This window comes from Massilia sp. R2A-15, assembly GCF_030704305.1.
Classification (GTDB): Bacteria; Pseudomonadota; Gammaproteobacteria; order Burkholderiales; family Burkholderiaceae_D; genus JAFCUW01.
The window spans coordinates 980,918-1,006,119 of record NZ_CP131935.1 but is presented as its reverse complement, the minus strand read 5'-3'; the positions used below and the strand labels follow the sequence as shown (position 1 = coordinate 1,006,119).

Here is a 25,202-nt window from a genome sequence, read left to right as displayed (position 1 = left end):
CATGGCTTCCCCCAATCCCACCAAGCGCGGCGTGGTCCTGGTCGCAGACGACGACCCGGTGATGCGCCTGTTGATGCTGGAAATGCTGGGCCAGGTCGGCCTGGACGGCATCGAAGCGGAGGATGGCGAGCAGGCCGTCGCCACCTTCCAGGGCATGGCGCCGGACCTGATCCTGCTCGACGTCGAGATGCCCAACATGGACGGCTTCTCGGCCTGCCGCGAGATCCGCCGCATCGAAACGGGCGCGCCGGTGCCGATCATCATGGTCACCGGCGGCGACGACATCGAGGCGGTCACCCACGCCTACGAAGTGGGCGCCACCGATTTCGTCTCCAAGCCGATCAACTGGCCGATCCTCGGCCACCGCGTGCTGTACGTGCTGCGCGCCTCCGACGCCATCGTGCGCCTGCGCATGGCCGACGCCCACAACCGCGCGGTGCTGGCGGCGATCCCCGACACCTTCTTCCGCCTCAACCGCGACGGCTTCTACCTCGATTACGAGCCTGGCCACGAGCGCCATGGCCGCGACGCCAGCGCGCCCTTCCCCACCGAGACCTGCATCGGCAAGCACATCACCGAAGTGCTGCCGCGCGAGATCGCCGAGCGGCTGCTCGAACAGATGCGCGCCGTGCTCGACACCCAGCATATCCGCTCGGTCGACTACGAGCTGGTGCGCTTCGGCGCCGTGCATCACTTCGAAGCGCGCCTGGTGGCCACCGGCGCGAGCGAGGTGCTGGGACTGGTGCGCGACATCAGCGAGCGCAAACGCACCGAGGAACAGATCCGCCGGCTGGCCTATTGCGACAGCCTGACCGGCATCCCGAACCGCCAGGCTTTCCTTGAAACGCTGGAACGCGAACTGCACCGCTCGAAAGCCGGCAACAAGAAGTTCGCCGTGCTGTTCATGGATCTCGACGCCTTCAAGCGCATCAACGACACGCTCGGCCACAACGTCGGCGACAACCTGCTGAAGGTGGTCTCCGAGCGGCTGCGCGAGACCATCCGCCCGAGCGACCTGGTCTCGCGCGGCGACCAGTCCTCGCGCGGCGACCAGTCGCACAACCTGGCGCGCCTGGGCGGCGACGAGTTCACCATCCTGATCCCCGACCTGGAACGCGTCGACCACGCGATGAACGTGGCGCAGCGCGTCAAGGAAGCGATGCGCCGTCCCTTCCTCATTGAAGGCAACGAGATCTTCGTCACCGCCAGCATCGGCATCTCGCTGTTCCCGGAAGACGGCGACGACTGCAATTCACTGCTCAAATTCGCCGACACCGCGATGTACCATGCGAAGAACTGCGGCAAGAACAACGCCAAGCTGTACTCGTCCTCGCTGACGATGCAGATCATGAGCCATGTGAAGCTCGAAGTGGGCCTGCGCAAGGCGCTCAAGAACCAGGAACTGTACCTGCTGTACCAGCCGCAGATCGAGGTGCGCAGCGGCCAGATCGTCGGCGTCGAGGCGCTGGTGCGCTGGCGCCATCCCGAGCGCGGCATCATCTCGCCGACCGAATTCATCCCGCTGGCCGAGGAGACCGGGCTGATCGTGCCGATCGGCGAATGGGTGATCCGCACCGCCTGCAACCAGGCGCGCGCGTGGCAGCGCCTCGCCAAGCGCTCGCTGCGCATGGCGGTGAACCTGTCGGCCAAGCAGTTCAAGGACGAGAACCTGACCCAGATCGTGGTGTCGGCGCTGCACGAGACCGGGCTCGATCCGAAGCTGCTCGAGCTCGAGCTGACCGAGGGCACGCTGATGGACGACGCGCGCGCCACCATGTCGACGCTCGAGCAGCTGCGCGGCATCGGCGTCTACCTGTCGATCGACGACTTCGGCACCGGCTATTCGTCGATGAACTACCTCAAGCGCTTCGACGTGCGCGCGCTCAAGATCGACAAGAGCTTCATCAGCGGCCTGCCGCAGGACTCCGAGAACGCCGCCATCACGCGCGCCATCATCGCGATGGCGCATGGCCTGAAGATGGTGGTGGTGGCCGAAGGCGTCGAGACCGACGAGCAGCTGGTGATGCTCCAGCAGTACGGCTGCGACATGGTGCAGGGCTTCTACCTGGGCCACCCGCTGCCGCACGACGCCATCACCCAGCTGCTGCTGCATCCGGTGGTCGATCCGGCGCCGGCTAAATAGGCTTCTCGAAGCGCAGCGTGTGGATGGCCGGCCCGGGCAGCAGCGGGCCGGGCCTCCCCGCCACCCAGTCTGCGTGCCCGCGCAGGAAAAACGGCGACAGCGGATGCCCGCTCTGCCCGCCCGGCATGTTGAAGACTCCCTGCTCCTCGCGCCCCGGCGCCACCGTCATCCGCTCCGACTGGCCGAATCTGGCGCCCGCCACGCGCGGCATGTTGGCGTCGCCGGCCAGCATGTCGGGCGGCGCCGACAGCCAGGGCCGCAGCGCCGGCACCGCCATGCTGATCGGATGGGCGATGGCGGCGGTATTGCGCGCGCCCCAGGTCGCCGCCGCCAGCGGCTTGCCGTCCTTGGTCAGTTCCAGGATCACCTGGTCGATCGCGGCCAGCTGCACGTCCTGCCAGTTCGAATAGCCGGCCGGTAGCCAGCCCTCCGGCTTCGCATCGAGCAGGCGCGCCAGTACCGCCGGCCAGCGCGTGCTCGCCGAATGCATGGTGGCCTTCTCGTCGAGCGCGGCCATCTCCGTGGCGGCGACGCCGAACAGCATGTCCTGCAGTCCCCACATGAACGCGCGCGCCAGCCGGTAGCCGGCCGAATCCACGCTGGCGCGCCCGCTCCAGCCGTCCTTCAGCAAACGCAGGAATTCGGCGCGCTGCGGCCGGTCCTTCAGCGCCGCGCCGTCCAGCGCGGCCATCGCGCGATCGCGCCATGACTGCATGAATATCGCCCGGTCGTCCATCGTGATCGCATACACGCTTTTCAGGTCGGTCTTCGGGCCCAGCGCCAGCAGGTCGTCGCGCACCTGGCGGGTTCGCGCGCCCAGGTCGAACCCGCCGTCGCCGATCAGTTCCGCGCCGGCGCCCATCAACTGGCGCGAGTTCGCAGTCCATAACTGGCCGCCGGCCGGATTGATCACTTTCGGATAATCGGCCGGCGCCAGCACCCCGTTCCAGCCCGTCGCGCCCTGCCTGGGCAGCGCGCCCGTGATGGTCCAGCCGATGCTGCCCTTGTCGTCGCCGGCGACGAAATTCTGGGCCGGGATGCCAATCGTGGCCGCGATCGTCAGTGCGTCCGCCACCGTGTCGGCGCGCTCCAGTTCGATCTGCCGCAGGTTCACCGCGGCCGGATCGTGCGCGATCCAGTGGACCGCGTAAGCGCGCTCGCCGACCTGCCGCACAGGCCCGAACGCGCTGTCGCGCACCACCATCCTGTATGCCGGACGGCCCTTGACCAGGATGGTCTCCTCGTGACTGGTCAGCGCAGCGTCCGCATCCAGCGGGACCAGGTCGAGGTACTTGCCGTTGCTGTTGGTGTAGCCCCATGCGACGTGGCCGTTGCTGCCGACGATCAGCAGCGGCGCCCCCGGCAAGGTGACGCCCGCCATGCGCCGGGATCCGCCGCGGCCATCGGGGAACTGCAGCGCCAGCCGATACCACGTGGTCGGCAGTTGCATCCCCAGATGCATGTCGTCGCTCACGATGGCGGCGCCGTCGCGCGTGCGGCTGCCTGCGACCGCCCAGTTGTTGCTGCCGACCGAATCGGCGAATTCGTTCAAGGCATATACCTTCAACGCGCCCGAGCCGTGCCCGCCCCACCAAGCGGGCGCGGACGGCGGGATCGGCGCTTCCGGCGCGCCGCCCGCAGCCCCGTCGAGCGGCGCGTCCCATCGCGTCGATTCCGGCAGCAGGAAGGCGCGTTGCGCCGCGTCGCTGTGCTCGGCGATCCACCCGCGCGCCAGTGCCCGCGTCTCCTGGCTGCCCTGCAGGTCGAAGAACATGGCCCACACCACCAGCAGCGAATCGGCGGCGGTCCACGCGCGAGGCGAAGTCCCGGTCAGCACATATTCGAACGGCCGCGCGCCGAGCGCGTTGACGCCATCGTTGACGCCGGCGACGTAGCGGTCGAGCAGCCGGCGTTCGGCAGCGGGCATCGCCGCCAGCACTTGCGCGGCGCGCGCGCGAAAACGATGCAGGCGATGCGCGCGGTCGGCCGGCAGCGCCTTTTCGCCGAACAGTTCGGCCAGCTCGCCGGCGCCGACGCGGCGCAGCAGGTCCATCTGGAAAAACCGGTCCTGGGCGTGAATGAAGCCGGTGGCGTAGGCCAGGTCGAGCCGGTCGGCGCCCTGCAGCAGCGGCACGCCGCGCTCGTCGCGCGCGACCGTAACGGCGCCCGCCAGTCCGCCCACGCGGCGGGTGCCGTCAAGCTGGGGCAGGCTGGCGCGCAGGTACAGCCAGCCTGCCAGCAGCGCCAATGCGAGCAGCGCCAGCAGCGCGAACAGGATCCGCGCCGCCAGGGTTTTCAAGCGACGATCACGCATGCATTTTCCCCGAGTCGATGTGGGGCAAATAGTGCCAGAAAAATACTATTTTCGGGATTTTTTGGCGCGGCGACTCTGCATTTGGTTCCCGGCGCCAGATTGATACGGATCAGTGTTCTCAAGAGGCGCACTCTTAAGCTGGATCAAAGGGCGCTGCCCTGCCGCGCCTGTCCAAGTTCTGCGGAAAGGAATCGACATGCGCCCGTTCATCGTTCTCGCCGCCAGCACGCTCCTGCTGGCCGGCTGCACCACCCCGCAGGAGCGCGCCGCGCGAATGCAGGCCGACATGGACCGCGTCATCGTCGAGTACGGCCCGGCCTGCTCTCGGCTCGGCTACCAGACCAACTCCGACGCCTGGCGCAACTGCCTGCTGCAGCTGAACACCAACGACGAAATCATTCGCTCTGGTTACTCCACCCGCTTTTATGGAGGCTGGGGTCGGTCGCACTGGGGAGGCGGCGGCGTATGGGGACCGTAGCGCCGAACGCGGCGGCGAAGCCGGCCTTGGTGAGCGGCTGCCGGTCGGCCAGCAAGCGCGCCACCAGCCGCTGCGCATGGCGCACCAGCGCCGGGTGGCGCGCGTCGGCCGGATGCAGGCTCAGGCGCACCAGCGGCGCCGCCGCCAGCCAGGCCGCCAGCGCATCGGCCATGCGCGGCGAGACCAGCCGCCCCGCCGTGTTGCGCGCCGTATAGACCAGCGAGGGCGACCACAGCGATGCGCCGGCCTTGAGCAGATGGAAGCGCGTGAAGGTGGTGGTGTAGTCGAAGCCGGCCTCGCGCACCGCGTTCCACGCGCCGCCGCTCAGCAGCCACGCCGGCGGCACGAAGCCGTGCGCCGGCCAGCCGCGCTCGGAGAACCAGGCCAGCCCGAGCGCGATGCGCTGGCGCGCCTCGGCCGCGTCGATGGCGGCGAACTCGCCCTCGCCGGTGGTGTACACATTGCGCAGGAAGCGGCCGCGCCAGCCGCCGCCGGGCGCCGCGCTGTCGAGATGTGTGTAGCCGTGCAGCGCCAGTTCGTGCCCCTGCGCCAGCATGGCGTCGAGCGTGCGCTCCATCGCCGGGGCGGCGACCGCGCTGCCGTGGTAGCGCGGCACCACCAGCCAGGTCAGCGGAATGTCGGCCACCGCCTCGATCGCGCGCTGCAGGCAGGCGCAGTCCGGCCACGTCTCGGGCGCGACGTCGTGGATCGAGACGCACAGCGCCCTGGGCTCAGTCGGTGGCACAGACACGCTCGGCGTCGAAGGCCGCGCGCTGGCCGCTGGCCAGCAGTCCGGCATAGCGGTTCAGCAATTGCGGCATGATCAGGTTCCAGTCGTACAGCTCGCTGGCCTTGCGGCGCGCGTTCGCGCCCAGCGCCGCCAGGTCCTGGCGGAAGATCGCGGCGATGCCCTCGGCCAGGCTGTCGACGCTGTCCGGCCGCACCACCAGCCCGGTATGCTCGTCCACCAGTTCGGCCACGCCGCCGCCGGTGGCCACCACGGGCAGGCCGCAGGCCATCGCCTCGAGCGCGATCAGGCCGAAGGTTTCGCAGTCGCCCGGATGGACCAGCACGTCGCAGCTGGCCAGCAGGCGCGCCAGCACGCGCTGGTCGCGCCGGAACGGGATGCAGGTGAGCTGCGGAAAGGCCGGCAGCGTGGCGCCGCCGCCGACCAGGACCAGGTGGTAAGGCGGCCCCAGCTTGCGCACCGCCTCGATCAACACCGCGAGTTTCTTTTCGGGCGTGAAGCGGCCTGCGTACACCAGCAGGCGCGCGCCGGGCGCCAGCCGCAGGTGCTGGCGCAAGGTCGAGATGCGCCGCTGCGGGCTGAACACGCCGGTATCGATGCCCAGCGGCTGGTGCACCGCATCGGCGATGCCCAGCTGGCCGAGCTGCTGCACCATCAGCCGGCTCGGCGCCATCACCATGTCGAAGCGGCGGTACAGCTGGGCCAGGTAGCGGCGCGCGCCAGGCAGCACGAGCGGGCCAAACCGGTTCGCCAACAGACGCTGCAAGTCGGAATGGTAGAACGCCACGGCGGGAATGCCGAGCTGGTCCTTGGCGCGCAATGCGGCCCACGCGCAGGGGCCGGCGTCGCCCGCCTCGACCAGGTCCGGCCGCAGCGCGGCCAGGATGCGCGCGGCGCCGCCGATCGAGCGCGGCATGCGATAGCCGTTCAAGCCGGGAACCTGCATGGACGGGATCGAGACCAGGGCCGGCAGCGTATCGCCGCTGCGCACGCTCGGGCTGACGATGGTGTGATGGATGCGGCTGCGACTGGCCAGCCAGCGCGATTTGGCGTTCAGGTAGGTGTTGACGCCGCCACCCTCGGGGGCGTAGAACATCGTGATATCGACGAGATGCATGCTGGTAGGCCCCCTGGGTGAGCCCAACAATAGCAGCGCGCCGCCGCCAGCGATTGCGCACACTCAAACGGATACTAACAGGGTGATTTTACGCCGATTGGACGGAAATATTCTGCTGTCGCACCTGCGAAGGCAGGTGCCTATACTGAGTACGTTTTGCCATCTCGCACGCTCAGCATGGGTACCAGCCTCCGCTGGTACGACAAACCTACGTAGCGCGCCGGTCGAGCATGGCGCGGGCGATGGTGCCCGCATCGACGTATTCGAGCTCGCCGCCCACCGGCACGCCGCGCGCCAGGCGCGACACGCGCAAGCCGCGCGCCTTGAGCATCTCGCTGATGTAATGCGCGGTCGCCTCGCCCTCGTTGGTGAAGTTGGTGGCTAGCACCACTTCGGTGACGACGCCATCGGCCGCGCGTCCGATCAGCTTTTCAAGGTGAATATCTTTCGGCCCGATGCCGTCCAGCGGCGACAGCCTGCCCATCAGCACGAAGTACAGCCCCTTGTAGGTCAGGGTCTGCTCGATCATGATCTGGTCGGCCGGCGTTTCCACTACGCACAGCAAGCTGCGGTCGCGCGTGTCGTCCTGGCACAGCTCGCACACCTCGGTCTCGGAAAACGTATTGCACAGCGCGCAGTGGTGCACCGTGTCGACCGCCTGGTATAGCGCGCGCGACAGCATCGCGGCGCCTTCGCGGTCGTGCTGCAGCAGGTGAAACGCCATGCGCTGCGCCGACTTCGGACCGACGCCGGGCAGCCGGCGCAGGGCTTCGGTCAGAAAATCGAGCGACTTGGCCATGATCAGTCCCGGCGCAAGGCGGCCAGCGCATCGCTGGTCATGCTCGGCACGAACTCGGTGATGTCGTAACGGGCCACGCCGGCGACGTGAAACGGATCGCGCCGCACCAGCGCCTCGACCTCGGCGCGGCTGGCGGCGTCGGCGATCAGGATGCCGCCGTCGCGCGGCACCTTGCGTCCCGACATCAGCAGCACGCCCTTGTCGTAGTGCTCGCGCAGGAACGCGCGGTGCGCCGCCAGGTGGGTGTCAACCTGATCGAGCGGCGCCACGTAGCTGAGCGAAATGATGAACATCTCAGAACGGCATCTTGAAGCCTGGCGGCAGCGCCATGCCGGCGGTCAGGCCGCTCATCTTTTCGGCCGAGGTCGCTTCTGCCTTGCGCACCGCATCGTTGAACGCGGCGGCGACCAGGTCTTCGAGCATGTCCTTGTCGTCGGCCAGCAGCGACGGGTCGATCGTCACGCGCTTGACGTCGTTCTTGCAGGTCATCACGACTTTGACCATGCCGGCGCCCGACTGGCCTTCCACTTCGACCAGCGCCAGCGCTTCCTGCGCCTTTTTCATATTGTCCTGCATGGCCTGGGCCTGCTTCATCAAGCCTGCGAGCTGGTTCTTCATCATGGTGGTCTTCTCCGAAAATCTAATTGTTCAATGAAAGGGGAAATCAGTTCAACGCGGGCGGGCGTACCGAGCCGGGCACGACGAAGGCGCCCAGCTGGCGCGCCATCTCCTGCACCCACGGATCGGCGGCGACGGTCTGCTCGGCCTCGACCAGACACTTCTCGCGGTAGGCTTGCAACTCGACGCTGGCCGTGTACCAGACCTGGCCGACGTCGATCTCGACGGCGACGCGGGTGTGCGGGAAGCGGTCCTGCAGCGCGGCCGACAGTTTTTCGGTGTTGCCGCTGGCGCGCAGCGTGTCGATCGGCGCGCGCAGGCGGAACGTGCTCTGGTGGCCGTCGCTGCTGCACTCGACCAGCTCGGTCTGCATCGCCAGTTGCTGGGCGACGCCGCGCAGCGGCAAGGTCGCGGCCAGCGCCGGCCAGTTGCCGTCCCATTCGATTTCGGGGACCGGCGTGATCACGTAGGGCGGCGCGGGGACGCGAACGCGCGTGGCGACGGGCGCCGCGGCGGGCGCTGCGGCAGCTGCGGGCGCGTGCTGGGCGACTGCGGTGTCGTCGGAAAATTCGGTGACCCACGATGGCGGGCCGTCGTCATCCTCTGGTTCCTGCTTAACGGCCTGCACGGCCGGCGCGACGGCTTTCGCCTGCGGCTGGTCCCATGGCGGCGGCGTCGACGGTGCGGCGGCGGGGGCTGGCGGAGCAGGCGCTGGTTCAGGCGCGGCGGGCGCTGGCTGTGCTGCCGCAGCGGCCTGGTTCGACATCGCGGTCGGCCGCTTGGCCGCGCCGGCGCGTCCGCCGCTGGCCGCGCGCGCCGCTTCCAGCGCGGCGTTGATTGCCGCGCGCGCCGAATTCATCGCCGGTGCCGGCGCGGCCGGAGCGGCTGGCGCCGGCGGTGCCGGCGGTGCCGGCGGACGCGCTTGCTGAACCGGTGCTGCCGGCGGCGGCGTCACCGCGGCATGGCTTGCCACCGCCACGCTGGCGGCGCGCGCCGCGGTCGCGGCCGGACGCGCGGGCGCCGCCGCGGCGCGGGCCGCTGCCGGGCCGGCTGGCGCCACGCCCTCGTCCCCGCCCTTGCCGGGGCGGAACGCGAGCATACGCAACAGGGTCATGGTGAAGCCGGCGTACTCGTCCGGCGCCAGGCCGATCTCGTTGCGGCCGTGCACGGCGATCTGGTAGAACAGCTGCACTTCCTGCGGATCGAAGGCGGCGGCCAGGCGCACGATGTCGGCCAGTTCCGGCAGGTCCTGCGGCACCGCGCCCGGCACCGACTGCGCCAGCGCGATCCGGTGCAGCAAGGTGCCCAGGTCCTGCAGCGCGCCGTTGTACGACAGGCTGCGGCTGGCCATCTCGTCGGCCACCGCCATCAGGTCGGCGCCGTCCTGCGCCAGCAGCGCGTCGAGCAGGCGCACCAGGTAGGACTGGTCGAGCGCGCCGAGCATGCCCTGCACCGCTTCGAGTGTCACCTGGCCGGCGGCATACGCGATCGCCTGGTCGGTCAGCGACAGCGCGTCGCGCATCGAACCGTGGGCGCCCTGCGCCAGCAGGCGCAGCGCCGGCTGGTCGAAGGTGATGTCTTCCTGGCCGAGGATATTGTCGAGGTGGCTGATGATATGGCCGGGCGGCATCTGCTTGAGGTTGAACTGCAGGCAGCGCGACAGCACGGTCACGGGAATCTTTTGCGGGTCGGTGGTCGCCAGGATGAACTTGACGTGCTCGGGCGGTTCCTCCAGCGTCTTCAGCATCGAGTTGAAGGCGTGGTTGGTCAGCATGTGCACCTCGTCGATCATATAGACCTTGAAGCGCGCGTTCGATGGGGCGTACACCGCCTGCTCCAGCAGCTGAGCCATCTCGTCGACGCCGCGGTTCGACGCCGCGTCCATCTCTATATAGTCGACGAAGCGGCCGGCGTCGATCGCGGTGCAGGCGTCGCACACGCCGCAGGGGGTGGCGGTGATGCCGCCATTGCCGTCCGGGCCGGTGCAGTTGAGCGACTTGGCCAGGATCCGCGACAGCGTGGTCTTGCCGACGCCGCGCGTGCCGGTAAACAGATACGCGTGGTGAAGGCGGCCGGTTTGCAGCGCGTGCGACAAGGCGCGCACGACGTGCTCCTGGCCAACCAGCGTTTCAAAGTTGCGGGGACGGTATTTGCGGGCGAGTACTTGATAGGACATGCTGGGATTTTACCGTAGATAGCGGGCGCAGCGAAGAATCATGCTGCGAGGGCAGCAATTGTAGCAAGACGGTAAGGGAATGGGGGTGCAGCGGGAGATAAAACGAAGGAGGCGAGCCTGATCTGCGGCACTCATGGTTAATAGCCGTGGCTGCTTCGTTCCCGACCTGACCAGGTTAGCCATGCCACGATGCGCAGGGGCCCGCCAGACTGCATTATAACCGACCCGCCGCGTTTGGGGGAAACTCGACTGGCACCAATCAAGATGGGGTCAGGTCCGCAGGACCAGACCCCGTGCAGCGGCGTGTCACGAAGCGGGGGTCTGGTCCGGCGGAGCGACGGGGACGCCTGGCCCCCATTTTCAGATGCCCAGTTCCTGCCAGATGTTATCGATGCGCGCCTTCACCTCCGGCGTCATCTCGATTGTGGTGCCCCACTCCCGGTTGGTCTCGCCCGGCCACTTGTTGGTCGCGTCGATGCCCATCTTGCTGCCCAACCCGCTCACCGGCGAGGCGAAGTCCAGATAATCGATCGGCGTGTTGTCCACCAGCGTGGTGTCGCGGATCGGATCGACCCGCGTCGTGATCGCCCAGATCACCTCTTTCCAGTCGCGGATATTCACGTCCTCGTCAACCACCACGATGAACTTGGTATACATGAACTGGCGCAGGAAGCTCCACACCCCGAACATCACACGCTTGGCGTGGCCGGCGTACTGCTTCTTCATCTGCACCACCGCCATCCGGTAGCTGCACCCTTCCGGCGGCAGGTAGAAATCGGTGATCTCGCTGAACTGCTTCTGCAGCAGCGGGATGAACACTTCGTTGAGCGCCACGCCCAGTACCGCCGGCTCGTCGGGGGGCTTGCCTGTATACGTGGAGTGATAGATCGGGTCGCGCCGCATCGTGATGCGCTCGATGGTGAACACCGGGAAGCTGTCCTGCTCGTTGTAATAGCCGGTATGGTCGCCGAACGGCCCTTCCATCGCGTGCTCGTAGCCGGACGGATGGTTCGGGTCGGCCAGGATATGCCCTTCCAGCACAATCTCGGCCGAGGCCGGCACCCGCAGCTCGCTGCCCAGGGCCTTGGTCAGCACCGTGCGCTGCCCACGCAGCAGGCCGGCGAACTGGTACTCAGACAGACTGTCGGGCACCGGCGTGACCGCTCCTAATATAGTGGCCGGGTCGGCGCCCAGGGCGACGGCCACCGGATACGGCGCCCCCTTGGTGGCGATCGCATGCTCGCGGAAGTCGAGCGCCCCGCCGCGGTGCGCCAGCCAGCGCATGATCACCTTGTTCGGCCCGATCACCTGCTGACGGTAGATGCCCAAGTTCTGGCGCTTCTTGTTGGGCCCCTTGGTGATCACCAGACCCCAGGTGATCAGCGGCGCGGCGTCGCCCGGCCAGCAGTGCTGGATCGGCAGCTTCGCCAGGTCGACGTCGGCGCCCTCCCACACGATGTCCTGGCAAGGCGCGCCCTTCACCTCCTTGGGCGACATGTCCCACACCGCCTTGACCAGCGAGCCCAGCCCCATCAGGTCCTTGAAGCCCTTGGGCGGCTCCGGCTCCTTCAGGCGCGCCAGCACGTGGCCGATCTTGCGCAGTTCGCTCACGTCCGACGCCCCCATGCCCAGCGCCACCCGGCGCGGCGTGCCGAACAGGTTGCCCAGCACCGGCATGTCGTAACCGGTGGGATGCTCGAACAACAAGGCCGGGCCGCCGGCGCGCAACACGCGGTCGCACACTTCGGTCATCTCCAAATGTGGCGAAACTGGCATGGAAACGTGCTTTAATTCGCCCATTTTTTGCAATTGGGAAATAAAATCACGCAAATCTGAATAGTTCATCGGTTTTTAATTTTTTATTGTTGAGGACAGAGTTGTTGAATATGCCATCCCAAGTGGTTGATTTAACAGGGATTTGCTGCAATGCCGCATAAAAAGCTATATCTAAAAGTAATAAGAGCCGTTCGTGCTAGTATTGACTTGATATATGCGAGCTTCTACAATTTGTTCACTTGATGAGATAGCTGCGTCCAATGACGTGATTCTAGCCTGTCTCATACATTCACGGGGTCGGGGCCCCAATGACATTTTTAAGGAGTGTTTTCAAAAGGCGTCTGCCTTATCCCCCGAAAAAAGTTGTTTAGCCACTGGTTCAATACCACAGGGAACGACCAGCTGAAGCAAGCAATGACGGCGTTTGATCGTACGCAGCAGCGGCGATAGACGATATTTCTGATGCACGGCATTTGAGGTCCGATGTGCGCTGTGAGCGCCGTGGGGACAGCATTTTCCGCGACAAAGGGGAATTCGATGAGTAATCGTTTCAACGGGGCGACAGCAAAGCTCGCCCAAACCATGGCCAGCCAGCCAGTTACGTGGGCTTCCGTAACGAAAACGGCACGTGGCCTTGCCACCACCGCGCAGCACACCCTGACCGTATTTGGTCTGTCCGCAGTCACCATCGCCGCCGTGCTGTATGCCCGCCCGGACGTCGCGAAACAGGTTTCCCAGTTCATCGCACCGGCTGCGGTCGTGGCGCCTGTGGCCGCCGCACCCGCGCCCGCGCTGGCAACCCTGATGGAATCGCATCCGGCGCCGGCTCCTGCGAAAGAAGCGCCTGCAGTTGTCAGCGCCGAAGAAAAGGCCATGCTGGGCAACCAGAAGCAGCAGAAGTTCGTCACCTCCTGGCTGTCGAAGCGCTACCGTGTTGCCGGCGACGCCGCCAACATGCTGGTGTCGACCGCCTACATGACGGCGCACGACATCAAGCTCGACCCGCTGCTGATCCTGGCGGTGATGGCGATCGAATCGGGCCTGAACCCGTTCGCCGAAAGCCCGGTCGGCGCGCAGGGCCTGATGCAGGTGATGTCCAAGGTCCACCATGACAAGTTCCAGCAGATGGGCGGCGTGCAGGCAGCGCTCAATCCGGTGGCCAACATCCGTGTCGGCGCGCTGATCCTCAAGGATTACGTGCAGCGCGGCGGCTCGGTGGAAGCCGGCCTGAAGACCTACGTCGGTGCGGCAGCGTTCGAGACCGACTCGGGCTACGGCTCGAAGGTGCTGGCGGAATATCGCCGCCTGAAGCAGGTTGCGACCGGCAAGAACGTGCCGACCGTGACCCCGGCAGCGCCGGCGCAGCAGGTCGCCAAGGCCGAGAAGAAGGCTGACGACGTGGTCCATCCTGCCGAGGCAATCGCCGGGCTGTAAGCTGAAAATGGGGTCAGGTCCGCAGGACCAGACCCCGATACTAAAAAAGCCACCGGCATTTCCGCGGTGGCTTTTTCGTTGTTGGGGTCGTAAAAAAACCACCGGCATCGCTGCGGTGGCTTTCGGTGTCGGGGTCTGACGGGGACGCCGAGTCCCGCGGGGCAGACCCAGGTGTCACTGTCAAATCAACGGCGCGTATCGGCCGCCACTTCATCGGCGCGGAACTTCGGCGCCAGCTTGTCGAGCACGCCATTGACATACTTGTGCCCGTCGATGCCGCCGAACGACTTGGTCAGCTCGACCGCCTCGTTGATCACGACGCGGTACGGAATCTCCAGGTTGTTCTTCAGCTCGTAGGCGCCGATCAGCAGCACGCCGTGCTCGATCGGCGACAGCTCGGACACGCCGCGGTCGATCAGCGGCGCCAGCGCTTCGCGCAGCGACACCGAATCCTTGATCGCGCCGTACAGCAAGGCGGCGAAATGGTCCGAATCGGCCTTCTCGAAGCCGTGCGCGGCGCGGATATTGTTGACGACGGTGGTCGCGTCTTCATTGTTTAGCAGCCACTGGTACAGCCCCTGCAAGGCGAACTCCCGCGCGCGGTGGCGCGGCGTGCGGTTCTTGCTGGGATTGGCGTGCAAATTCTTCTCGGTCATGATGTTCTTCTGTGCTTGATTAATCTTCGTCGGCTTGCAGCTCTTCGAGCGCGAGCAGCAGGTTGGCCATCTCGACCGCGCAACGCGCCGCCTCGGTGCCCTTCTCTTCCATGCGCGCCTCGGCCTGCTCGTCGTTCTCTGTGGTCAAGACCGCGTTGGCGATCGGCATGCCGTAGTCCAGGCCGATGCGGGTGATGCCCGCGCCCGACTCGTTCGACACCAGCTCGAAATGGTAGGTCTCGCCGCGGATCACCGCGCCGAGCGCCACCAGCGCATCGAACTGCTGGGTTTCGGCCATCTTCTGCAGCGCCAGCGGAATTTCGAGCGCGCCCGGCACGGTCACGTGCAGCACGTCCTCGTCCTGCACGCCCAGGTGCTTGAGCTCGGCCAGGCAGGACGACAGCAGCCCGTGGCCGACGTCGGCGTTGAAGCGCGCCTGGACGATGCCGATCCGCAGTCCGCTGCCGGTCAAATTGCTCTCATAAGTTCCTACGGTCATGGCTGGCCCCTTCGTGTTGTGGTGTTTGTTGGCTCAATAGTACGCTTCAGGCGCCCGGCTTGGCGAGATATCCCGTCACTTCCAGGTCGAAGCCGGTCATCGACGGCATCTTGCGCGGGCTGGCCAGCAATTGCATCTTGCCCACCCCCAGGTCCTTCAGGATCTGGGCGCCGATGCCGTAGGTGCGCAGGTCCATGCTGGCGGCGCGGCCCTGCGGCCGGGCCTGCGGCGTGTCGAGCGCGGCAAATTGTTCGAACAGCTGCTCGGCCGACTCGCCGCAGTTCAGCAGCACCATCACGCCGCGCTCGGACTGCTTGATCGCCTGCATCGCCGACGCCATGGTCCACGAGTGCGTGGTGGCGCGGTTTTCCAGAAGGTCCAGGATCGACACCGGCTGATGCACGCGCACCAGCGATTCGAGGTTCGGCGCCAGTTCGCCGTGCACCATCGCCAGGTGCGCCGAGCCGCTCGGCTTGTCGCGGAAGGCCACCAGGCGGAAATCGCCGAACACGGTGTTCATCTGGCGCTCGGCAACGCGCTCGACCAGCGATTCGTTCTGGCTGCGGTAATGGATCAGGTCGGCGATGGTGCCGATCTTCAGCTTGTGTTCTTCGGCAAACTGCAGCAGGTCCGGCAGGCGCGCCATGGTGCCGTCTTCGTTCATGATCTCGCAGATCACCGACGCCGGCGTCAGGCCGGCCATCTCGGTCAGGTCGCAGCCGGCTTCGGTATGGCCGGCGCGCATCAGCACGCCGCCCTTGACCGCCTTGAGCGGGAAGATGTGGCCTGGCTGCACGATGTCGTTCGGGGTGCTGTTCTTCGCCACCGCCACCTGCACGGTGCGCGCGCGGTCGGCCGCCGAGATGCCGGTGGTGACGCCTTCGGCCGCTTCGATCGACACGGTGAAATTGGTGCCGAACGAGGTGCCGTTACGGGCCGTCATCATGCCGATGTTGAGCTCGTCGCAGCGCTGCTCGGTGAGGGTCAGGCAGATCAGGCCGCGCGCATGGCGGGCCATGAAATTGATGGCTTCGGGCGTGACGAAATCGGCCGCCAGCACCAGGTCGCCTTCGTTCTCGCGATCTTCTTCATCGACCAGGATGACCATGCGCCCCGCGCGCAGTTCGGCAACGATTTCCTGGGTGGTGGAGATAGACATATGGGATTCCTATGGGTCGGGCGAAAGATGCGCAATCCGCTATTTTAAAGGATTTGGCGGCATCCGGCCGCTGCCGCAACGGATTGACTGGCCGAAATTATGCGCGTGGCACGGAAATATTGCTGATAGACTAATCAAATCGACCACTCCCGTCCTTGCGACACCATCCCCGATGAAGCGCACATTCCTGGCCACTGCCTGCTTTGCCCTCCTGCTTGCGCAAGCCCCTGGCGCGCTGGCCGACATCCGGCTGAGCGACACCATCCCCATCGGCCCGCAAGTGAAGGTGGGCAAGCTGCCCAACGGCCTCACTTATTACATCCAGAAGAACGGCCGTCCCGAGAAAAAGCTCGAACTGCGCCTGGTGGTCAAGGCCGGCTCGATCCTGGAAGACGACGACCAGCAGGGACTGGCCCACTTCCTCGAACACCTCGCGTTCAACGGCTCGGCCCATTTCAAGCCGCACGAACTGACCGACTACCTGCAATCGATCGGCGTCAAGATCGGCGCCGACCTGAACGCCACCACCAGCTTCGACGAAACCGTCTACATGCTGCCGATCCCGACCGACAAGCCGGACAACATCGACAAGGGATTCCAGGTGCTGGAAGACTGGGCCCACGGCCTGACGCTGGCCGACGCCGACATCGAAAAGGAGCGCGCCATCGTGCTCGAGGAAGCGCGCCTGGGCAAAGGCGCCGGCGAGCGCATGAACAAGATCGTGATGCCGAAGATGTTCAACGGCTCGCGCTACGCGCAGCGCCTGCCGATCGGCCAGGAAGCGGTCATCAAGACGTTCAAGCCCGACGTGGTGCGGCGCTTCTACCGCGACTGGTACCGGCCGGACCTGATGGCGGTGGTGATCGTCGGCGACATCGAACCGGCGCGCGCCGAGCAGCTGGTCAAGGCGCACTTCGGCGCCATGAAGAATCCTTCGCCGGAGCGGCCGCGCAGCTACGCGCCGATTTCCGCGCGCGCCGCGACCGAGGCGGTGGTCGCCACCGACAAGGAGGCCTCGGGCAACGCGGTGATGATCCGCTATCCGGTGCGCGAGGCGCGCGAGCGCAGCACCTTCGGCGCCTACCGCGAAAAGCTGGTCGACCTGCTGTTCTCGTCGATGCTCAACCAGCGCCTGCAGGAACTGTCGCAGCAGGCCAATCCTCCGTTTATCGGCGGCGGCAGTTCGCTCGGCAAGCTCACGCCGCGCTACAAGTCGTACGGCGCGGCCGCGGCGCTGGGCAAGGACGGCGCCGCGCCGGCCCTTGCCGCGCTGGTGCAGGAAAATGAGCGCGCACGCCAGTTCGGCTTCGGCGAAGCGGAGCTCGAGCGCAGCAAGAAGAACTTCATGCGCATGATGGAACGGCAGTACAACGAGCGCGACAAGACCAACTCGATCTCCTATGTGAACGAATACACGCGCAACTTCCTCGAGCGCGAAGAGATCCCGGGCATCGAGAACGAGTACGCCTACGCGCGCGAACTGGTCCCGGGCATCACGCTGGCCGAGGTGAACCGCTACGCGCGCGCGACCATCCCGTCCAACAGCGCCAGGCTGGTGGTGTACACCGGCTCGAGCAACGGCGCCACGCCGACGCCGTCCCCCGCCGAGCTGCTCGCGTGGGTCGATGCAGCGGCAAAGGCCAAAGTGACGGCGCACGAGGAAAAGCAGGTCGCCTCAAGCCTGATGGCCAAGGCGCCGGCGCCCGGCGCCATCGTCGCCGAGACCGCGGACAAGGCGCTCGGACTGACCACGCTGACGCTGTCGAACGGCGTCAAGGTCATTCTCAAGCCGACCGACTTCAATAACGACCAGGTCTTCCTGAGCGCGTCGCGCCCTGGCGGCCTGACCCAGTTCGCGGAAAAGGACATCGTCAACGCCCGCTACGCCAGTGCGATTGTCGACAGCATGGGCCTGAACGGCCTGTCCCCGCTCGACGTGCAGAAGGCGCTGGCCGGCAAGGTTGCCGGCGCCGGCCTGGCGATCGGACAGTACATCGACAGCGTCGGCGGCAGCGCCGGCAGCAGCGACATCGAACTGATGCTGCAGATGGTGCACCTGCGCTTTACCACCGTACGGCGCGACGAGGACCTGTACAAGTCCTATCTCGGCAAGCACGTGGAAGCGGCGCGCAATGTGATGGCGCAGCCGGCCGCGGTCTTCAGCGACGCCCTGATCGGCACCATGTACAAGGACAGCCCGTGGGTGGCGCGCCCGCCGCGGCCGGCCGACTTCAGCAACCTGGACATGGACCGCGCCATTGCGCTGTACAAGGAACGCTTCGCCAGCGCCAGGGGCATGACTTTCGTCCTGGTCGGCAGCTTCGACGTGGAAAAGGTCAAGCCGCTGGTGGCGACCTACCTGGCTAGCCTGCCGACACCCGACCTGCCGCTGGCGGTCAGGGATGTCGGCGTGCGCCCGGTCCGGGGCGTCGTCAAGAGGGAGGTCTTCAGCGGCACCGAGCAGAAGAGCCAGGTGGCGATCAACTTCAGCGGACCGGCGCCCTTCTCGCCGGACGAGCAGATGCGCGTGCAGGCGCTGATCGATGTAATGAACCTGCGGATCAACGACATCCTGCGCGAGAAGCTGACGCTCATTTACAGCGGCCGCATGAGCGGCTCGCTGGAAAAGGTCCCGTACGAGCACTACGCGATCGGCATGTCGCTGCCGACCGGACCTGCCAATGTGGACAAGACGATCGCCGCGGCGTTCGCCGAAATCGCGCAGATGAAGGAGAGCGGCCCGTCGGCGGCGGACCTGGCCAAGGTCAAGCAGAACTGGATCCAGGTACACCGCAGGGCGCTGCGCGAAAACGCCTACTGGCTGCATGAACTGCAGTCCGCGGTGATGCTGGGCACCGATCCGGCGGCCATCCTGGCGTATGAAGAGAAGGTCGCGGCGATCACCGCGCAGGATGTGCAGGCCGCGGCGGCGCGCTACCTGGACACGAACAACTACGTGCAGGTGGTGCTGTACCCGGAGAAGAAGTAAGTCAAGATGGGGTCAGGTCCGTAGGACCAGACCCCGATGCTGCATGCTGAGGCTGGCCCTGCGGAGCGACGGGGACGCCGAGTCCCCGCCCTTGGGACGCGGCGCATCACGAAGTGGAGGGGTCTGGTCCTGCGGACCTGACCCCATTTTTATTGTTTCAAATAGCGGTCGAACCAAGCCAGCGTGCGCGCGCGCTGGTCGCGCTGGTGTTCGGGCTTGCGGATCGAGTGCCCTTCCCCATCGTAGATCACCAGCGAAGTGGGCACGCCCATCGCCTTCAGTCCATGCCAGAACTCGGCCGATTGCGCCGGCGGGCACTCCACGTCGCGCTCGCCCACGTAGATCATGGTCGGCGTTTTGGCCGACTTGATCGACTCGATCGGCGAGGCCGCGCGGTAGATCGCCGGGTCGTCATACGCCGACGCGCCGAAGAACGGAATCATCCACTGGTCGATGCCGTTCTGGCCGTAATAGCTGATCCAGTTCGCGATGCCCGCGCCGGCCACTGCCGCCTTGAAGCGCTGGCTGTGCGTCACACCCCACATCGTCATGAAGCCGCCGTAGGAATGGCCCATCAGCCCGAGGCGCTGGCCATCCACGGGCGCTACCTTCTCGACCGCGTCAACGCCGGCCAGGATGTCGCGCCAGTCGCCGCCGCCGAAGTCGCGCTTGTTGGCGCCGCTGAAGGCCGTTCCCTGGCCGAAGCTGCCGCGCGGATTCGGCATGAACACGAAGTAGCCCTTGCCGGTCAGCTCGCGCAGCAGCGCGTTGCCGCCCTCGCCCTGCGACACAAAGCGGGGACCGGCCGCGGCGGCAGGTCCGCCATGCACCATCACGATCATCGGATACTTCTTGCCCGCTTCGATCTTCAGTGGCTGCACCAGCCAGCCCTGCACGTTGAAATGATCGCTGGTCCAGCTGATGCTGCGCGCGGACACCTGCGGCGCGTGGCCCTCGTTGTCGTGCGTGATGCGCGCCAGGTTCGGCAGGCGCCCGGCGACGATGCGCGCCGGATGCTGGAAGTCTTCCTGGACCGAGGCAGCGATGGCGCCGTCGGCGCTGAACACGAAGCGGCCGTCGCGCGAGCCGCTGGCCGACACCGGCGCCGACCACAGCGTGCGCTGCGTGCGTGCCGACGGATCGATCGCCACGATCGCCTGGTCGCTGCCGGCCAGCGCCGACGCGACGATCTGCCTGCCCTGCCACGACAGGCCGTTGAACGAGCCCTGGTAGCCTGGCGTCGCGCTGACCGGAACACCACCGGCGGCGGGCACGGTGAAGACGTCGCCGCCGACCGAGCCGAAGTCGCTCATCAGGCCGCCGATGAAGGCGACGGTCTGGCCGTCCTTCGACATGCGCGGCATATTCATCTGCATCTTCGGCGCCGCCAGGATGCGCAGCGCGCCGGTGGCCGCATCGACATGGCCGAGCGTCGCCACCCACCAGTTGTTGTCGCCGTCGCCCTTGGCGCTGGTGACGACGAAGCCCTTGCCGTCCGGCGTCCAGTCGTATTCGTAGATGAAGGTGTCGGCTGGGGACACCAGCTTGATGTCGCCGCCGTTGCGCCCGACGACGGCGATGCGCTGCTCGTCTTCCTCGGCGCCGATTTCGCCGACCAGCGCGGCGCCGGCTTCGGTCGCTCCGGTCATTTTCTTCGCGCCGACCGTCGCCAGCAATGCCAGTCTGGCGCCGTCCGGCGACCAGCGCGCGGTGCTGGCGACGCCCTTCACCGTCGTCAGTGCGGCGACCTTGCCGTCGGCGGCGACATACAGCGTCGCGGTGCCGACCTTGCGGTCGGATCCGATGAACGACAGCGCGTTGCGGTCCGGCGACCAGGATGGGAAATCGTAGGTGCAGCTCGCGCATGGGTCGAAGGTGGCGACGACCTTGCCGCTGGCGGCGTCGCGCACGTTGATGACGCCATGCGGCCGCGTGGCGGAATCGCCCTGCTCCACCGATTCGATCGCAGCCAGGCGGTCGCCGGCGCTGCTGATCGCCAGCGCGCGGTAGCCACGCATCCCTTGCGGCGCCGCGGCCGCCACGCCGGCGCAGAACAAGGCGCCCAGCATCACGATATTTACACCCGATTTCAATTTGCTCATTCCGCTTCCTGTATCCGATTAGGCGAGGCCCGCCTCAGCATTTTTTGCCACCGAGAGTCTACGCCAAAACGGCTGAGAATTGCGTGGTGGTATGCTGGCAAACTATTCTTAGAAAGGACAAACATTTGTTGATCCGCCCTACCACGGAAGAAGACTGGCGCGCGCTGAAAGCGATCCGCCTGGCCGCGCTGATCGATGCGCCGACCGCATTCGGCGTGGACTACGCCTCGGCGGCCGCGAACAGCGACGATCAATGGCGCAATCGCGCATCAGGCCGCGGCCCTGCGCGGTTTTTCATCGCGGTCGAAGAGAATGAAGCGGTGGGGCTGATCGGCGGCGTGGTGGATTGCGCCAATGAGACCGAATTGATCGCCATGTGGGTGCGGCCCGATAGCCGCGGTGGCGGCGTCGCGGACCGCCTGGTCGATGCGGTGAAGGCGCTGGCCGTGGCGAACGGCCATGCGCGGGTCGTGCTGGACGTCTCGCCCGACAACGCACGCGCGGCCAGCTTCTATCGCAAGCAGGGCTTCGAGTTCCTGCCCGAATGGGAAGCGCTGGCCAGCCACCCCGGCATCACGGTGCAGAAGATGGCGTGGCGCGCGCGGTGAGCGCCTACATCGTCCCGGCGGCCTGGGACACCTCTGGCGCCAGCGCGATATTGTTCGACTTTGCAAACTGCGCGGCCGCCTGCAATTCCTGGCGCGCCTGGGCGACCGTGGCCGGCATGGTCTTCGCCGCGTACAGCGCGAGGCGGCCTTTGGCGCCGGCGTCCGACAGCGACTTCTTCACCGCGGCCAGGTCCCCGGTCAATTCCACGTAACCCTTGACCGCCTGCGCCAGGCTGAGCGCGCCCGCCGCAAACGCCGCCTGCTTTTCCGCGCTAAGCACGGGGCCGCCCGCCAGCCGGTCCATCACCTTCTGGTGAGCCGCCGCTGCGGCGCCGACCGTCGTTTCGATCCTGCCTGGCGTGGTCTCGACGGAGAAGCCAGCGGACTGGGACGCGGCCGTGCCCGCATCGCCCTCCAGATCGAGCGCGGCCAGCATCACCGCGTTGGCTCCCAGGTCCGCCCGCGTCAGTTCGACGAACCGGGCCAGGAACTCCGCCGGCGGACGCGTGGTCGGCGCCAGGTCGCTGTACAGCGCGCCTCCATTGCCCTGGTTGGTGCCCATGGCCTGCCCCATCGCCAGTGCCGATGCGGGAATTGTCGCGCAGCCGGCGGCGAAGGCGGCGATAAACCAGAAGTTGCGATGTGTCGTCATTGTCTGCCCCTGAGCGGTGATCGATGGTGTTGCCTGCGCGAGGCAACCTTTTCGAAACGCTAACATAACGCTTTCACTCTGGCAACTTAATTGTTGTCGGGCAGAAAATGAACGCGCCGCCGGCCAAAGCCGGGGCGGGTCGACGGCGCCGATTTTCACGGCGCCGCGTGCGTCAGGCGGTGGTCAGCGACAGCATCCGTTCCACATAGCGCGCGATCAGGTCGATCTCGAGATTGGCCTTGCTGCCGGCGCGCAGGTGCTTGAGCGTGGTGACCGCGATCGTGTGCGGAATCAGGTTGATCGAAAAACGGCACACGTCGCCCACATCCTCCACCCGGTTCACCGTCAGCGACACGCCATTGACCACCACCGAGCCTTTGAAGGCGAGGAACTTGGCCAGTTCGCGCGGGGCGTCGATCACCAGCTCGAACGATTCGCCGATCGGCTCAAAGCGCTGCACCGTGCCCAGTCCATCGACATGGCCCGACACCAGGTGCCCGCCCAGCCGCTCGGCCAGCGTCAGCGCCTTCTCCAGGTTCACTTCGCCGACCGCATCGAGCCCCGCCGTGCAGTTGAGGCTTTCGCGCGACACGTCCACGCTGAAGCCGCTGCCGGACTTTTCGACCACGGTCATGCAGGCGCCGTTGATCGAGATCGAGTCGCCCAGCGCGACATCGGCCAGCGGCAGGCCGCCCGCATCGATGTCGAGGCGCACGCCTGCATCGAGCCCGCCCGGCTGCGGCGTGACCGAATTGATTTTTCCGACGGCGGCGACAATTCCTGTAAACATAAAAACGGTTTCCTAATTATTTGGTGATGCGTGCAAGGATACGCAAGTCGTCGCCGACTTGCTGGATGTGGTGAAAAGCGAGGCGCTGGCGCTGCTCGAGCGACTCGAACGGCCCCAGCGCGAACATGCCCTGGGCCTGGCCGATCAGGCTTGGCGCGAGGTACACCAGCAATTCGTCGACGCAGCCTTCGCGCACCAGCGAGCCGTTCAGCTTGAAGCCGGCTTCGACGTGCACCTCGTTGATCTCGCGCCGGCCAAGCTCGCGCATGAGCGCCGCCAGGTCGACCTTTCCCGCCTCGTTCGGCAGCATGATGATGTCGTGGCCGGCCTCGCGCAGCGCCGCTTCTTTCGCGGGATTGGCGACGGCGGCGACGATCCAGCATGGCTCGCCCGCCAGCACCCGCGCATCGAGTGCGATGTCGAGCCGGCTGTCGACGACGATGCGGCGCGGCTGGCGCGTCGTCTCTACGCCGCGCACTGTCAGTTGCGGATCGTCGGCCTTGACGGTGCCGATGCCGGTCAGGACGGCGCAGGCGCGCGCGCGCCACGCGTGGCCGTCGGCGCGCGCCTCGGGCCCGGTGATCCACTGGCTGGCGCCGTTGTTCAGCGCCGTCATGCCGTCAAGGCTGGCGGCCGCTTTCAGGCGCACCCACGGCAGGCCGCGCCGCATGCGCGAAAAGAAGCCAATGTTCATTTCGTAGGCCGCGTCGGCAAGTACTCCGGACGCGGTTTCGATGCCGTGGGCGGCCAGCCTGGCCATGCCCTGCCCGGCCACCAGCGGGTTCGGGTCTTCGATCGCCGCCACGACGCGGCCAAGGCCGGCGCGCACCAGCGCCTCCGAACATGGCGGCGTGCGGCCGTGATGATTGCACGGCTCGAGCGTGACGTAGGCGGTGGCGCCGCGCACGTCGTGGCCGCGCGCCGCGGCGTCGCGCATCGCCATGATCTCCGCGTGCGCCTGGCCCGCGGGCTGGGTATGCCCGGCGCCGATGACCTGGCCGTCGCGCACGATCACGCAGCCCACGCGCGGGTTCGGGGCGGTGCTGGTCATGCCTTTCGCGGCCCATTCCAGCGCCAGTGTCATGCCATCGATGTCGTTCAGTATTTGCACAGTGTTCCAGTATGGGTGGCGGCGGCTCACGGATCGTCGCCGGCGCAGCTGGCGCCGTCGCGCGCCGGATCGCAGATGCGCGCGCGTCCGAGCATGTTGATCTTGATGCGCCTTATCTGGCCGCCGTGCGCCAGCGATAGCGTGCCGAAGCGCGCCGCCTGGCTGCTGGTGTCCGAGCAGCTGCGGCCCATACTATTATAAGCAAGATACGGCGCCCCCTGCTGGCCGGTGAAGCTGGCGCCGATCTCGATCCCCGCCGCGAGCGGCCCGTGACGCGCGATCACCTCCTCGCCGGCGTCCGGCCGGCGGTTGCCGTCCTGGTCGATGAACACGACCCAGCCGCCGCGCCAGCCCACGTTTGCGTCGGCCGGCGCCAGCAGGACCTTGCGCCCGCGCGCGATCGCCTGCATGCGCGCCAGGCCGATTGCGCCAAACAGGTCGCTGGTTCCCGCCTTGAGCTGCTGCGAGCGCACCAGGTGGTGCAGGCCGGGCATCGCCATGCCCATCATCACCGCCGAAATGGCCAGCACGGCCATCAGTTCGAGCAGCGTCGCGCCGCCCCGCCTCCGCCCCGGTTTCATGGCCAGCATCCCTCCTTGGGACCGGTGGCGCCGCGCTCGCCGGCGCTGTTGAGGCTCAGCGTTTCGCATTCGGCGTCGCGGAACCGCGCGTCCACGTTAGTGGTGCCAGGCAGCGCCTTCACTTCGACGCATTCGTTCAATTCGTGGCCGGGACAGGCGTAGGCGCGCAATTCGTACGCGCTGCGCGCCGCCGCGGAGCCCGACCACCATTTGAAGCGCATTGCCTCCGGGTCGGTCGAGGCGGACGAGAAGGCGATGTAGGTGTGGTGCGCGCTGTAGAAGCGCTCCTGCTGCTGCAGTGCGTCGATCAGCGCCATCTGTCCTTCGATCCGGCGCGACTTGGTGACGTAGCCGGCGTAGGCGGGGTACGCGATCACCGCCAGCACCGACAAGATCGCCAGCACGATCATCACTTCGATCAAGCTAAATCCGCTAGCCCTTTTCATTGGCCC

22 protein-coding genes and 1 other RNA gene are annotated in these 25,202 nt (G+C 66.7%); 5 read left to right on the top strand and 18 right to left on the bottom strand.

Translation table 11 applies throughout. The features are described 5' to 3' along the window. Window position 1 precedes the first annotated feature (1 nt). Window positions 2-2,143, top strand: coding sequence for a bifunctional diguanylate cyclase/phosphodiesterase (locus Q4S45_RS04535; protein WP_305509561.1), 2,142 nt, complete (start codon window positions 2-4; stop codon window positions 2,141-2,143). Here Q4S45_RS04535 and Q4S45_RS04530 read toward each other — a convergent pair. Then, window positions 2,136-4,457 (bottom strand): penicillin acylase family protein, encoded by a 2,322-nt coding sequence (locus Q4S45_RS04530; protein WP_305509559.1) that lies wholly within the window; start codon window positions 4,455-4,457, stop codon window positions 2,136-2,138. The two genes, Q4S45_RS04535 and Q4S45_RS04530, sit on opposite strands and share 8 nt — an antisense overlap. Before the next feature lie 196 nt (window positions 4,458-4,653). On the opposite strand from Q4S45_RS04530, the gene Q4S45_RS04525 reads away from it, so the two are divergent. Beyond that, complete coding sequence (locus tag Q4S45_RS04525) at window positions 4,654-4,935, top strand: hypothetical protein (RefSeq protein ID WP_305509558.1); 282 nt, start codon at window positions 4,654-4,656, stop codon at window positions 4,933-4,935. Here the strand turns inward: Q4S45_RS04525 and Q4S45_RS04520 are convergent. From Q4S45_RS04520 to ubiD, 8 genes are all read right to left on the bottom strand, one after another. After that, the gene (locus tag Q4S45_RS04520; protein ID WP_305509556.1) at window positions 4,853-5,680 is read right to left on the bottom strand and encodes a polysaccharide deacetylase family protein; all 828 of its coding nucleotides are present in this window, start codon (window positions 5,678-5,680) and stop codon (window positions 4,853-4,855) included. The genes Q4S45_RS04525 and Q4S45_RS04520 overlap by 83 nt on opposite strands. After that, window positions 5,667-6,800, bottom strand: a complete 1,134-nt coding sequence (locus Q4S45_RS04515) for a glycosyltransferase (RefSeq protein WP_305509555.1) — start codon at window positions 6,798-6,800, stop codon at window positions 5,667-5,669. Before Q4S45_RS04515 ends, Q4S45_RS04520 begins: the two co-directional genes overlap by 14 nt. 208 nt (window positions 6,801-7,008) lie before the next feature. Beyond that, complete coding sequence (gene recR / locus Q4S45_RS04510; protein ID WP_305509553.1) at window positions 7,009-7,599, bottom strand: recombination mediator RecR; 591 nt, start codon at window positions 7,597-7,599, stop codon at window positions 7,009-7,011. A gap of 2 nt (window positions 7,600-7,601) precedes the next feature. Next, window positions 7,602-7,892, bottom strand: coding sequence for a YciI family protein (locus Q4S45_RS04505; RefSeq protein WP_305509551.1), 291 nt, complete (start codon window positions 7,890-7,892; stop codon window positions 7,602-7,604). Between the two features lies 1 nt (window position 7,893). After that, window positions 7,894-8,220: a YbaB/EbfC family nucleoid-associated protein gene (locus tag Q4S45_RS04500; protein ID WP_305509549.1), complete on the bottom strand. Its 327-nt coding sequence runs from the start codon at window positions 8,218-8,220 to the stop codon at window positions 7,894-7,896. A gap of 43 nt (window positions 8,221-8,263) precedes the next feature. After that, entirely contained in the window at window positions 8,264-10,393 is a 2,130-nt protein-coding gene (locus tag Q4S45_RS04495; RefSeq protein WP_305509547.1) for a DNA polymerase III subunit gamma/tau, read from the bottom strand. Window positions 10,394-10,500: 107 nt separating this feature from the next. Further along, an RNA gene (gene ffs / locus Q4S45_RS04490) (signal recognition particle sRNA small type) lies at window positions 10,501-10,599 on the bottom strand. A 154-nt stretch (window positions 10,600-10,753) separates the two neighbouring features. Next, entirely contained in the window at window positions 10,754-12,238 is a 1,485-nt protein-coding gene (ubiD, locus tag Q4S45_RS04485; protein WP_305509545.1) for a 4-hydroxy-3-polyprenylbenzoate decarboxylase, read from the bottom strand. 468 nt (window positions 12,239-12,706) lie between these two features. Here ubiD and Q4S45_RS04480 point away from each other — a divergent pair, with 468 nt between their 5' ends. Then, the gene (locus Q4S45_RS04480) at window positions 12,707-13,603 is read left to right on the top strand and encodes a transglycosylase SLT domain-containing protein (RefSeq protein ID WP_374046076.1); all 897 of its coding nucleotides are present in this window, start codon (window positions 12,707-12,709) and stop codon (window positions 13,601-13,603) included. Between the two features lie 185 nt (window positions 13,604-13,788). Here Q4S45_RS04480 and nusB read toward each other — a convergent pair whose 3' ends face one another. From nusB to ribBA, 3 genes are read right to left on the bottom strand one after another with little or no spacing between them, the layout of a single operon-like run. Continuing rightward, on the bottom strand, window positions 13,789-14,259 hold the full coding sequence (nusB, locus tag Q4S45_RS04475; protein ID WP_305509543.1) for a transcription antitermination factor NusB: 471 nt from the start codon (window positions 14,257-14,259) through the stop codon (window positions 13,789-13,791). Window positions 14,260-14,278: 19 nt separating this feature from the next. Next, a complete protein-coding gene (gene ribH, locus Q4S45_RS04470; RefSeq protein ID WP_305509542.1) occupies window positions 14,279-14,758 on the bottom strand; it encodes a 6,7-dimethyl-8-ribityllumazine synthase in 480 nt (159 codons plus the stop codon). 46 nt (window positions 14,759-14,804) lie between these two features. Further along, complete coding sequence (gene ribBA, locus Q4S45_RS04465; protein ID WP_305509541.1) at window positions 14,805-15,917, bottom strand: bifunctional 3,4-dihydroxy-2-butanone-4-phosphate synthase/GTP cyclohydrolase II; 1,113 nt, start codon at window positions 15,915-15,917, stop codon at window positions 14,805-14,807. 172 nt (window positions 15,918-16,089) lie between these two features. Between ribBA and Q4S45_RS04460 the strand changes: the two genes are divergently transcribed. Continuing rightward, a complete protein-coding gene (locus Q4S45_RS04460) occupies window positions 16,090-18,906 on the top strand; it encodes a pitrilysin family protein (protein ID WP_305509540.1) in 2,817 nt (938 codons plus the stop codon). A gap of 149 nt (window positions 18,907-19,055) precedes the next feature. On the opposite strand, the gene Q4S45_RS04455 is transcribed toward Q4S45_RS04460, so the two are convergent. Further along, complete coding sequence (locus tag Q4S45_RS04455) at window positions 19,056-21,008, bottom strand: S9 family peptidase (RefSeq protein WP_305509538.1); 1,953 nt, start codon at window positions 21,006-21,008, stop codon at window positions 19,056-19,058. Window positions 21,009-21,133: 125 nt separating this feature from the next. Here Q4S45_RS04455 and Q4S45_RS04450 point away from each other — a divergent pair, with 125 nt between their 5' ends. Continuing rightward, the gene (locus tag Q4S45_RS04450; RefSeq protein WP_305509537.1) at window positions 21,134-21,616 is read left to right on the top strand and encodes a GNAT family N-acetyltransferase; all 483 of its coding nucleotides are present in this window, start codon (window positions 21,134-21,136) and stop codon (window positions 21,614-21,616) included. Window positions 21,617-21,620: 4 nt separating this feature from the next. Here Q4S45_RS04450 and Q4S45_RS04445 read toward each other — a convergent pair whose 3' ends face one another. The 5 genes from Q4S45_RS04445 to Q4S45_RS04425 all read right to left on the bottom strand — a co-directional run bounded on the left by Q4S45_RS04445 (window position 21,621) and on the right by Q4S45_RS04425 (window position 25,196). Beyond that, complete coding sequence (locus tag Q4S45_RS04445) at window positions 21,621-22,268, bottom strand: hypothetical protein (RefSeq protein WP_305509536.1); 648 nt, start codon at window positions 22,266-22,268, stop codon at window positions 21,621-21,623. A gap of 172 nt (window positions 22,269-22,440) precedes the next feature. Then, on the bottom strand, window positions 22,441-23,058 hold the full coding sequence (locus Q4S45_RS04440; protein WP_305509534.1) for a riboflavin synthase: 618 nt from the start codon (window positions 23,056-23,058) through the stop codon (window positions 22,441-22,443). Between the two features lie 16 nt (window positions 23,059-23,074). Continuing rightward, a complete protein-coding gene (gene ribD / locus Q4S45_RS04435; RefSeq protein WP_374046094.1) occupies window positions 23,075-24,142 on the bottom strand; it encodes a bifunctional diaminohydroxyphosphoribosylaminopyrimidine deaminase/5-amino-6-(5-phosphoribosylamino)uracil reductase RibD in 1,068 nt (355 codons plus the stop codon). Between the two features lie 53 nt (window positions 24,143-24,195). Beyond that, window positions 24,196-24,759 (bottom strand): GspH/FimT family pseudopilin, encoded by a 564-nt coding sequence (locus tag Q4S45_RS04430; protein WP_305509530.1) that lies wholly within the window; start codon window positions 24,757-24,759, stop codon window positions 24,196-24,198. Beyond that, on the bottom strand, window positions 24,747-25,196 hold the full coding sequence (locus Q4S45_RS04425) for a type IV pilin protein (RefSeq protein ID WP_305509528.1): 450 nt from the start codon (window positions 25,194-25,196) through the stop codon (window positions 24,747-24,749). The genes Q4S45_RS04430 and Q4S45_RS04425 overlap by 13 nt, the downstream gene beginning before the upstream one ends. Between the last annotated feature and the right edge of the window lie 6 nt (window positions 25,197-25,202).

Coding starts and splice junctions, on each gene's coding strand:
- Q4S45_RS04535 (WP_305509561.1), top strand. CDS start 2: ATGGCTTCCCCCAATCCCACCAAGCGCGGCGTGGTCCTGGTCGCAGAC.
- Q4S45_RS04530 (WP_305509559.1), bottom strand. CDS start 4,457: ATGCGTGATCGTCGCTTGAAAACCCTGGCGGCGCGGATCCTGTTCGCG.
- Q4S45_RS04525 (WP_305509558.1), top strand. CDS start 4,654: ATGCGCCCGTTCATCGTTCTCGCCGCCAGCACGCTCCTGCTGGCCGGC.
- Q4S45_RS04515 (WP_305509555.1), bottom strand. CDS start 6,800: ATGCATCTCGTCGATATCACGATGTTCTACGCCCCCGAGGGTGGCGGC.
- recR (WP_305509553.1), bottom strand. CDS start 7,599: ATGGCCAAGTCGCTCGATTTTCTGACCGAAGCCCTGCGCCGGCTGCCC.
- Q4S45_RS04505 (WP_305509551.1), bottom strand. CDS start 7,892: ATGTTCATCATTTCGCTCAGCTACGTGGCGCCGCTCGATCAGGTTGAC.
- Q4S45_RS04500 (WP_305509549.1), bottom strand. CDS start 8,220: ATGATGAAGAACCAGCTCGCAGGCTTGATGAAGCAGGCCCAGGCCATG.
- Q4S45_RS04495 (WP_305509547.1), bottom strand. CDS start 10,393: ATGTCCTATCAAGTACTCGCCCGCAAATACCGTCCCCGCAACTTTGAA.
- ubiD (WP_305509545.1), bottom strand. CDS start 12,238: ATGAACTATTCAGATTTGCGTGATTTTATTTCCCAATTGCAAAAAATG.
- Q4S45_RS04480 (WP_374046076.1), top strand. CDS start 12,707: ATGAGTAATCGTTTCAACGGGGCGACAGCAAAGCTCGCCCAAACCATG.
- nusB (WP_305509543.1), bottom strand. CDS start 14,259: ATGACCGAGAAGAATTTGCACGCCAATCCCAGCAAGAACCGCACGCCG.
- ribH (WP_305509542.1), bottom strand. CDS start 14,758: ATGACCGTAGGAACTTATGAGAGCAATTTGACCGGCAGCGGACTGCGG.
- ribBA (WP_305509541.1), bottom strand. CDS start 15,917: ATGTCTATCTCCACCACCCAGGAAATCGTTGCCGAACTGCGCGCGGGG.
- Q4S45_RS04460 (WP_305509540.1), top strand. CDS start 16,090: ATGAAGCGCACATTCCTGGCCACTGCCTGCTTTGCCCTCCTGCTTGCG.
- Q4S45_RS04455 (WP_305509538.1), bottom strand. CDS start 21,008: ATGAGCAAATTGAAATCGGGTGTAAATATCGTGATGCTGGGCGCCTTG.
- Q4S45_RS04445 (WP_305509536.1), bottom strand. CDS start 22,268: ATGACGACACATCGCAACTTCTGGTTTATCGCCGCCTTCGCCGCCGGC.
- Q4S45_RS04440 (WP_305509534.1), bottom strand. CDS start 23,058: ATGTTTACAGGAATTGTCGCCGCCGTCGGAAAAATCAATTCGGTCACG.
- ribD (WP_374046094.1), bottom strand. CDS start 24,142: ATGACACTGGCGCTGGAATGGGCCGCGAAAGGCATGACCAGCACCGCC.
- Q4S45_RS04430 (WP_305509530.1), bottom strand. CDS start 24,759: ATGCTGGCCATGAAACCGGGGCGGAGGCGGGGCGGCGCGACGCTGCTC.
- Q4S45_RS04425 (WP_305509528.1), bottom strand. CDS start 25,196: ATGAAAAGGGCTAGCGGATTTAGCTTGATCGAAGTGATGATCGTGCTG.